10 protein-coding genes are annotated in these 8,320 nt (G+C 63.3%); 7 read left to right on the forward strand and 3 right to left on the reverse strand.

Annotation, left to right across the window (positions count from 1 at the left end; translation table 11 throughout):
* Window positions 1-8 precede the first annotated feature (8 nt).
* Window positions 9-605 (forward strand): hypothetical protein, encoded by a 597-nt coding sequence (locus ACOZK4_RS22075; RefSeq protein WP_421594145.1) that lies wholly within the window; start codon window positions 9-11, stop codon window positions 603-605.
* A gap of 93 nt (window positions 606-698) precedes the next feature.
* Window positions 699-1,706, forward strand: coding sequence for an alpha/beta fold hydrolase (locus ACOZK4_RS22080; protein WP_421594146.1), 1,008 nt, complete (start codon window positions 699-701; stop codon window positions 1,704-1,706).
* Window positions 1,707-1,713: 7 nt separating this feature from the next.
* Here the strand turns inward: ACOZK4_RS22080 and pyk are convergent, their stop codons facing one another.
* Window positions 1,714-3,153 (reverse strand): pyruvate kinase, encoded by a 1,440-nt coding sequence (pyk, locus tag ACOZK4_RS22085; RefSeq protein ID WP_421593818.1) that lies wholly within the window; start codon window positions 3,151-3,153, stop codon window positions 1,714-1,716.
* Window positions 3,153-3,629: a DUF1036 domain-containing protein gene (locus ACOZK4_RS22090; RefSeq protein ID WP_421594147.1), complete on the reverse strand. Its 477-nt coding sequence runs from the start codon at window positions 3,627-3,629 to the stop codon at window positions 3,153-3,155. Before ACOZK4_RS22090 ends, pyk begins: the two co-directional genes overlap by 1 nt.
* 169 nt (window positions 3,630-3,798) lie before the next feature.
* On the opposite strand from ACOZK4_RS22090, the gene ACOZK4_RS22095 reads away from it, so the two are divergent.
* From ACOZK4_RS22095 to ACOZK4_RS22110, 4 genes are all read left to right on the forward strand, one after another.
* Window positions 3,799-4,614: an N-formylglutamate amidohydrolase gene (locus ACOZK4_RS22095; RefSeq protein WP_421593820.1), complete on the forward strand. Its 816-nt coding sequence runs from the start codon at window positions 3,799-3,801 to the stop codon at window positions 4,612-4,614.
* A 1-nt stretch (window position 4,615) separates the two neighbouring features.
* Complete coding sequence (locus tag ACOZK4_RS22100; RefSeq protein WP_421593822.1) at window positions 4,616-4,921, forward strand: DUF1244 domain-containing protein; 306 nt, start codon at window positions 4,616-4,618, stop codon at window positions 4,919-4,921.
* Between the two features lie 120 nt (window positions 4,922-5,041).
* Window positions 5,042-5,308 carry a DUF2312 domain-containing protein gene (locus ACOZK4_RS22105; protein ID WP_117370542.1) on the forward strand — a complete coding sequence of 89 codons (267 nt, stop codon included), beginning with the start codon at window positions 5,042-5,044 and terminating at the stop codon, window positions 5,306-5,308.
* A 182-nt stretch (window positions 5,309-5,490) separates the two neighbouring features.
* Window positions 5,491-6,120 carry a histidine phosphatase family protein gene (locus ACOZK4_RS22110; protein ID WP_421593823.1) on the forward strand — a complete coding sequence of 210 codons (630 nt, stop codon included), beginning with the start codon at window positions 5,491-5,493 and terminating at the stop codon, window positions 6,118-6,120.
* A 25-nt stretch (window positions 6,121-6,145) separates the two neighbouring features.
* Here the strand turns inward: ACOZK4_RS22110 and ACOZK4_RS22115 are convergent, their stop codons facing one another.
* Window positions 6,146-6,970 (reverse strand): hypothetical protein, encoded by an 825-nt coding sequence (locus ACOZK4_RS22115; RefSeq protein ID WP_421593825.1) that lies wholly within the window; start codon window positions 6,968-6,970, stop codon window positions 6,146-6,148.
* 192 nt (window positions 6,971-7,162) lie between these two features.
* Between ACOZK4_RS22115 and ACOZK4_RS22120 the strand changes: the two genes are divergently transcribed.
* The gene (locus ACOZK4_RS22120) at window positions 7,163-8,260 is read left to right on the forward strand and encodes a hypothetical protein (RefSeq protein WP_421593826.1); all 1,098 of its coding nucleotides are present in this window, start codon (window positions 7,163-7,165) and stop codon (window positions 8,258-8,260) included.
* Window positions 8,261-8,320: the final 60 nt, after the last annotated feature.

Genomic DNA, 8,320 nt, shown 5'->3' on the forward strand with positions numbered 1-8,320 from the left:
GCTTTTTCATGGTTTCCGCACTCTGCCTTCCCCTTGCTCTCGCCATGGCCGCGCCCTCTGTTGCCATCGCGCAGACGGCGGACAAGGCTTCGCTCGACACGTCCTCCAGCGCCTTCACCACGCAAGCACAGCGACTGGACAAGCTATTCGGCGAATTGAAGCGCGAGGCCGATCCGGATGCGGCCACCGGCATCGCCAACCAGATCCGCCGCGAATGGCAAGAGTCCGGCAGCGCCAGCATCAATCTGCTGATCCAGTGGGCCGACAAGGCCATGGGCGAAGACAAGAACGCCGCTGCGCTCGATTTCCTCGACGAGGCTATCCGCCTGCGGCCTGACTATGTCGAGGGCTGGAACCGCCGCGCGACGCTGCATTTTAAGATGGGCAACTATCGTAAGTCGATGTCCGACATCAACCAGGTGCTGAAGATCGAGCCCCGCCACTTCGGCGCGCTCGCCGGCATGGCCGCGATTCTCTCGCAGAGCGGGCGTGACGAGCTTGCCATGAAGGCGTGGGAACGCTTCCTCGATATCTACCCGACCGAACGGCAGGCACAGAAGGAAATGGGCGACCTTGCGGAAAAGCTGACCGGCCAGCGCACCTGATCGTCGCCGGAGTGAACCGGCCGCGCGCAGCCCGCGTAGAGTAGTCATCTCCATCGTCGACCGGACCCTTCCTTGCCCTCCCCGCTCCGCCTCATGCTGACAACCCTTCTCGCCGCCCCCTTCGCCATCGCGCTCGCTGGCTACGCCTTCACGGCGTGGAAGGCGCGCGCCATCGAGCAGCAGTTTCCCAATGTCGGCGAGCTGATCGACGTCGGCGGTTTCAGCCTGAACAGCGTGCTGGTCCCGGCAGGCGACAAGGCCGACCTGCCGCCGCTCGTCTTCATCCACGGCGCGAGCGGCAACCTGCGCGACCAGATGCACCCCTTCCGCGCCAGGCTCGAAGGCCGCGCGACCATGCTCTTTATCGACCGGCCAGGCCACGGCTACTCAGAACGTGGCGGGCCGGAAAATGCCTGGCCGGACGGGCAGGCGAACGCCATTGCCCGCCTGATGGAGAAGCGCGGCATCGAAAAGGCGATCATCGTCGCCCATTCCTTCGGCGGTGCGATTGCAGCAAGCTTTGCGCTGGAGCACCCGGATAAGACCGCCGGCCTGTTGTTCCTCGCCCCCGCCACCCATCCCTGGCCGGGTGGCGTCGATTGGTACTACGACCTTGCAAGGGCACCCGTCATCGGCTGGCTGTTCAGCCGCATCGTCGCGCTGCCGGTGGGCCTGTCGCGCATCGATAGCGGCACGCGTTTCGTCTTTGCCCCGAACCCGCGGCCGGACGATTACATCGAGGCGACCGCCCCCGCACTGGTGCTGCGCCCCGCCGCCTTCCGCAACAATGCCACCGACGTTGCCAATCTCCTCGACTACGTGAAGCGCATACAGCCGCGCTACCACGAGATCCGCACGCCGACGGTGATCGTCACCGGCGACACGGATGGCGTCGTCTATGAGGAAATCCATTCGCGCGGGCTGGCGCGTGACATTGCGGGATCGGAACTCGTCTGGATTCGCAATCTCGGCCACAAGCCGGATTACGTGGTGACGGATCTTGCCGTCGAGGCGATCGAGAAGATCGCAGGCAGCGATCGCGACCTCCAGGAATCAGCAAGGCGGGCCGAGGCCCGCCTTGCGAAAGATCACGAAAAGTAGCGCGGCCTCAGACGCCGCTGACGCCGTCCGCGCCGATATAGGCGATGCGCAGCATGTTCGTGCCGCCGGGCGTGCGCAACGGCACACCAGCCGAGATGATGATGCGGTCACCCGGCTTGCCGAACTCTTCCGACACGACGATGCGGCAGGCGCGGTTCACCATGTCGTCGAGATCCTCGGCATCGCCAGTGACGACGCAGTGCAGGCCCCAGACGACCGAGAGGCGGCGCGCCGTCTCGATGACCGGCGAGAGCGCCAGGATCGGCACCTCCGGCCGCTCGCGCGCAGCACGCAGGCCCGTCGTGCCCGACGAGGTGTAACAGACGATGGCCGCAAGCTTCAGCGTTTCGGCGATCTGGTGGGCGGCAAGCGAAATGGCGTCGGCGCCGGTCGCTTCCGGCGGCGTGCGCTGGGCATAGATGATACCCGGATAATGCGGGTCGCGCTCGACCTTGCTGGCGATGGACGCCATGGTGGAGACGGCTTCGACCGGATAATCGCCCGAGGCGGATTCGGCCGAGAGCATGACGGCGTCGGCACCCTCGAAGACGGCGGTCGCGACGTCGGACACTTCGGCGCGCGTCGGCACCGGAGCGGAAATCATCGATTCCAGCATCTGGGTCGCGACGACAACAGGCTTGCCGGCGCGGCGGCAGGCGCGGATGAGCTGTTTCTGCAGGCCCGGAACGGCTTCCAGCGGCATTTCCACGCCAAGGTCGCCACGGGCGACCATCAGGGCATCCGAGAGGTCGATGATCTCGTCGATGCGCTCGATGGCCTGCGGCTTTTCGATCTTCGACATCAGGCCGACGCGGCCGCGCGAAATCTTGCGCACTTCCGCCAGGTCTTCCGGACGCTGGATGAAGGAGAGTGCCACCCAGTCAACGCTACCGGTCGCCAGAACCGCATCGAGGTCGACGCGGTCCTTTTCGGTCAGCGCGCCGACGCCGAGCAGCGTGTCGGGCAGGCTCACACCCTTGCGATCGGAGATCTTGGTGCCGGAAACGACCGTGCAGACGATCGACTTGCCGTCGGACTTTTCGGCACGCAGATGCAGCTTGCCGTCGTCGATCAGCAGGCGATGGCCGGGCTTCACGGCTTCGAGAATTTCCGGATGGGGCAGGAAGACGCGGCTGTTGTCGCCGGGCACGTCCTTGTTGTCGAGCGTGAAGGTCTGGCCGGGCTTCAGCTCTTCCGAACCGTTGGCGAACTTGCCGACGCGCAGCTTCGGGCCCTGAAGGTCGGCGAGGATGCCGATGGGACGGCCACAGCGGGCCTCGACGGCGCGGATGCGGCTGATCAGCGTGCGCATCACGTCGTGGCTGGCATGGCTCATATTGATGCGGAACAGGTCTGCTCCCGCCTCATGCAGCTTCTGGATCATCTGCTCGTCGGAGGATGCAGGTCCGAGCGTGGCGAGGATTTTGACTTTTCTGTTCCGTCTCATCAGTTCTGACTTTCCTGGGTCCCTGGCGTATCGGAAAGCTGCACCATCCAGCTTCCCTGTCGGCCCGTGTCATATTCCTTGAAGCCCATGCGCTGGAAACCGCGGGCAAAACAGTCCTGCACGCCGGTGATTTTGAACTCGTTCTCGGCGACGCACATGTTGACATCGCCGGTCCAGCGGCCGCCGCGGGCGGCGTCTTCGGCATAGAGATAGTAGTAGCGCGATTGCAGTTCGCCCTCGATCAGCGTGGCGCAGGTCGTAGCCGGCACCTGCCACCAGCCCTCGGTCATCCAGCCTTCCTTGGCGCGATAGCCGATGGCGACGCCGACGAGGTTCTGCGTGCCGTTGCAGACACGGAACTCGGCTTTCGCCTCATCGGGCACGGAAAGGGCGAGGAAGCCCGCAAAAGTGAAAAGGCCGGCCTGGAGAAGGCGCGTGGCTTTCGGGACGAAGGGGCTATAGCTCTTGGCTCGCACGGTTTCCAATGGAACTCCGTTGATTTGAATATGCGCTTTCTTGCGACGACGGGGCATGAATGTCAACGCAACACTAATCGATTACAATTTCACAAAAGAAGAAGGAATCTTTCCTGCAACCCCAGGCCCCGCGGCTTGCGGGCCGGATCGGCCCATGCGATCAGTCGGCATGAGCGGTATAATTTCGGCCAAGGGCATGCGGGACCATCCTTCCTTCGAGATCATTGACGGCGACCTCGGCCTCGGGCTCGTCATCCTGGCGGACCACGCCACCAATCTCCTGCCCGAACGCTACGGCCGCCTTGGCCTGCCGGAAAGCGCCTTCGAGCGCCACATCGCCTACGATATCGGCGTCGAGGGCGTGGTGCGCGGCCTGAACGCCCGGCTGAACGCGCCGGTCGTGATGAGCCGCTTCTCCCGCCTGCTGATCGACCCCAACCGCGGCGAGGACGACCCGACGCTCGTCATGCGCATTTCCGACGGCGCGATCATTCCAGGCAATCACCCGATCACGCTGGAAGAATGGCAATATCGGCTCGAAACCTATCACCGCCCCTATCACGACGCCGTGTCGCGCACGATCGATGCGGTGGCCAAGCGCACGGGCAAAGCGCCGCTCGTCATGTCCATGCATTCCTTCACGCCGGCCTGGAAGGGCACGCCCCGCCCGTGGCAGGTGACGGTGCTCTGGGACAGCGACCATCGCGCCGTCGGCCCGCTGCTCTCGGAACTGGAGGGTCTCGGCAATGTGGTGGTAGGCGACAACGAGCCTTATGACGGGGCGCTGCGCGGCGATACGATGTTCCGCCATTGCATGAAGCCGGGCATCGCGCATGCCCTCATCGAAATCCGCCAGGACGAGATCGGCGACGACGCCGGGATCGCCGGCTGGGTCGATCGCCTCGCACCGATCTTTTCGCGGTTGAATGCCGATCCCGCCCTGCACACATACGAGATACACCCCTCCCGCACCGGACCCTATTGAGATGACCGAACTCAGCAAAGAGCAGCAGACCGAATTCGAGGCCGCCGCCTTCAGGCGTCTCGTCAGGCACCTGCGCGAGCGCACGGACGTGCAGAACATCGACATGATGAATCTGGCCGGCTTCTGCCGCAACTGCCTGTCGAACTGGTATCGCGATGCGGCCAATGAAGCGGGCGTTGCCCTCGACAAGGAGGCCTCCCGCGAGATCGTTTACGGCATGTCCTATGAGGAATGGCGTGAACGGTACCAGCGCGAGGCGAGCGGCGCCCAGAAGGCGGCCTTCGAGGTCAACCGCCCGAAGGAATGACGCCACGGCGGCATGAAAAACCCCAAGGAGCGTGCGATAGGCCTTGATCTTGACGGAAGTTCGCGGCAAGTCACGGCCTTCGAATTTTAGACCATCCCCAGTCCACCCAAGGAGAAGACCATGTCGGATGCCCACGGCGTCGCACGCGACCAGCTTCGCGCATTCATCGAGCGCATCGAGCGTCTCGAGGAAGAAAAGAAAACCATCGCGGACGATATCAAGGACGTCTACGGCGAAGCCAAGGGCACCGGCTTCGACACGAAGATCCTGCGCAAGGTCATCCAGATCCGCAAGCAGGACAAGGACGAGCGCATGGAACAGGAAGCCATCCTCGACACCTACCTGCAGGCCCTCGGCATGATCGATCTGCCGCCGGATGCCGAATAAGACGGGACGATTCTCCGACGTGAGATGAAGGGGCGCAACGCGCCCCTTTTCTTTGACCGCGCCTGAACCTTGTAGCGACCCGCAGCGGCTTCAGAGTTTCACTGGCCTGCCGACATGATATGACTGCTGTCGGGCGCGCAGCGAATATCCTGCCCGTTTAAGGCATGGAGCATGGACAGACCTTGAGCAGCGAAGCCGAAGCCCCGAAACCGATGGCCAATCGCGCCACCCGCCTGACGATTTTGTGCCGTGGGGCTACCCAGGCCAACCAGCAATCCCGGTTTACCTCTGCCGATGCCCTGCTGCCCAAAGAGCAGACGCGGTTGAAGGTGCTTGCCAGCGACCTGCGCCCTTTCGATACGGTCCTACATGCGCCCGAACGCCCTGCCTCCGAAACGGCCGCTGCATTCTCTGTCAAAACGAGCCTTTGCCCGCCCCTCAGGGATATCGCCTATGGCGCATGGGACAACCGGACGGTCGCGGAGGTCGCGCAACATTGGCCTGCAGACCTGGAGCGATGGTCGGCGGATCCTGCATCGGCCCCGCATGGCGGTGAATCCTTCGCAACGGCGCAGGCCCGGGCGGTGGACTGGCTGGAAGCCTATCGCGCGACGGGCGGAAACACGCTGGCTGTGACCCATGCGATCATCGTCAAGCTGCTGTTTCTTCATGTGGTTGACGCGCCGCTGACGTCGATCCGGCGCATCGATGTCGCGCCCCTCGGCATGCTGTCCCTGAGCAGCGACGGCAGTCGCTGGGCGCTTCGCGGGTTCGGCACCGCCGGACGCACCGGTCTGTCAGCGGGCGACTAGCCGACTGGGGTGCAGGCGCGCGATATCAGGGCCATTGCTTCGCCCATTCCCGAAGCTCGACCTTGGCCTTTTCCGGCCAGTCCTTCACGGGCGAGGGAAAGACCGCAATTTTCCCGTCGACCGGCTTCCAGGCCACATAGACGTGGCGGTCGCTCGAGGACAGGAAAATCAGCCCGGCCTCATCGAGGCAGGCATGTGGCCGGCACGCCGTGCCGACAAAATCATCCCCCTTGAACTGGCCGCTTCCGACGCCGGTCATCAACTCCTGAAACTGCTGAAAATCCGAGCCGAGCACCATCTTGAAGCTGGCAGCAATCTCGCCGTTGGCGAAGGCGTCGGATGGATGCGTGAAGGTGCGCTCGCGCAGATTGCCCCAGCCACTCGCCGCATCCGGCTGGAAGGCGACGGAAGCAAGTGGCGCTATGCCCCGCTCGGCGGTCCACTGCCAGCGCTCCGTTTCCCGGCCGGGAATATTTCCCGTCGAAAAGACGATGTTCGCGCCGTCAACCTGCCAGGATACGGACGCGCAATTGTCGATAGGCCCATCTATTCTGGGCGCACCACTGCGGGGAAAGGACAGCACAAAAGGCGAGCCGTCGCAGGCATTGCCGCCGCCGGAGCTCGTGCCGACAAGCACGGTGGTGTCGCCGAACGCATAGACATCATCCAGGAAAACGATCTGGTTCTTGTGCAGCTCCCGCCCATCAACAATGAGGGCTTTCTCGAAATCCTTTTCCTGGATTTCGACCGTATGGCCCGCAACCTTTTCCAGCTCCAAGGCACCGGCAAACGACGCCGCGCCGGCCAGAAAGCCGATTGTGGAAAGTATAAGAACCAAATATCTGCTCATGAAAATCTCCTGCATTTTGCCCTAAGCTAGACTTCCGTGGCCGACAATCGCAACGGCAGGGTGGGTTTTTCAGAGATATGAGTGACTGCTTGATCCACTGCCGCAATGCAAAATTTCTTTGCGAATGAATGATCGGCCTGTGCCGTCCCTCGTCTATCAACCCCTTTCAGCGAAATCACTTTCAGGCAGAAAATGACCTTTCCCACGATCAAGCTTCCCGCCCGCCCCCTCGCCATCAAAAGCGGGGTCATCTCCATCCCCTTCGCCTACTACTTCTCCATCCCCATCCTGCTGGCCATTGCCGTCTTCATGGCGATGACCGAAGGGCCGGGCATTCTGCGCGACTACACGATCAGCCAGAATCCGCTCGTCATCGACGGCACGATCGGCGGCAATTGCACGACGCGCAAAGCCGTCTTCACGACCTGCGAAGTGGATCTTTCCTACCAGCACGACGGCCAGCGCTATGAGAAGGAGGTCGAGGTCATGTTCGTCGACTTCCACACCGGCGACTACGAGACGGGCCTTGTCGTTTCGGCCGATCATCCGGATCTCGCCACGATCAGCCTCGGGCTTGATATGCTGTGGAACCGGATCATCACGCTGGCCGCCTTCACGCTTCTGCTCGGCGGCGGCGGCCTCGCGATGATCTTCCTCGCGTTGCGCATCCTGCGCGTTCGCGGTCAGCTGCGCCATCCCGCGCCGCTGACCGTCATCCCGGTCGAAATCACCGGGATCGACAAGAAGCGCGGCCGCCTCGCGGTCACCTATGCCGACCGTCTGAGCGAGCGGAAGACCAAGCGCGTCGCCTTCACCCGCTTCGAGAACGGGGAAGAACCGATCATCGTTGGCGATGCCGGCAGCAATGCGGTCGCCCTTGCCGTCTGGCACGGCAAGACCGCGCTTCCCGTGCTGCTCGACGACCGGCTGGAGCGGATCGACCTGACCGCGCAGGAGCGTGCGGATGCGCTCGCCCCGCTTCATGCTGCCGCAGCATCAGCCGACCACCAGACCGCCGCCACCCTTGCTCCGGTCAAGAAGGGTATGTCGCTGGCGCGCCGGCTCGGCCTGTTCCTGCTTCTCATTCTCCTCATCGTCGGCGGCATTTTCGGCTATTGGCTGTGGTACGTGATGAGCGCGCCCTCGCAGTACAATTCGCCGGGAATGGACATCAACAACATGATGCCCGAAGCGCTCAACCGCTGGGGCTGCAGCCAGCTGCAAAGCCGTTTCGGCGACGGCCCCGCCCCCTTCGGCTGCACGGCTGCGGACTATCAGAGCTGGAAATGACCGTTAGCCCGCTTTAGCGGCGGTGCTCACGCAGATCTTCCCAATACAGACCATACGTTG

Source organism: Shinella sp. M27 (assembly GCF_049199905.1).
GTDB lineage: Bacteria > Pseudomonadota > Alphaproteobacteria > Rhizobiales > Rhizobiaceae > Shinella.

Excerpts from the sequence above, each read along its gene's own strand:
- ACOZK4_RS22075 (WP_421594145.1), top strand. The coding sequence starts at position 9 with ATGGTTTCCGCACTCTGCCTTCCCCTTGCTCTCGCCATGGCCGCGCCC.
- ACOZK4_RS22080 (WP_421594146.1), top strand. The coding sequence starts at position 699 with ATGCTGACAACCCTTCTCGCCGCCCCCTTCGCCATCGCGCTCGCTGGC.
- pyk (WP_421593818.1), bottom strand. The coding sequence starts at position 3,153 with ATGAGACGGAACAGAAAAGTCAAAATCCTCGCCACGCTCGGACCTGCA.
- ACOZK4_RS22095 (WP_421593820.1), top strand. The coding sequence starts at position 3,799 with ATGAGCGGTATAATTTCGGCCAAGGGCATGCGGGACCATCCTTCCTTC.
- ACOZK4_RS22100 (WP_421593822.1), top strand. The coding sequence starts at position 4,616 with ATGACCGAACTCAGCAAAGAGCAGCAGACCGAATTCGAGGCCGCCGCC.
- ACOZK4_RS22105 (WP_117370542.1), top strand. The coding sequence starts at position 5,042 with ATGTCGGATGCCCACGGCGTCGCACGCGACCAGCTTCGCGCATTCATC.
- ACOZK4_RS22115 (WP_421593825.1), bottom strand. The coding sequence starts at position 6,970 with ATGAGCAGATATTTGGTTCTTATACTTTCCACAATCGGCTTTCTGGCC.
- ACOZK4_RS22120 (WP_421593826.1), top strand. The coding sequence starts at position 7,163 with ATGACCTTTCCCACGATCAAGCTTCCCGCCCGCCCCCTCGCCATCAAA.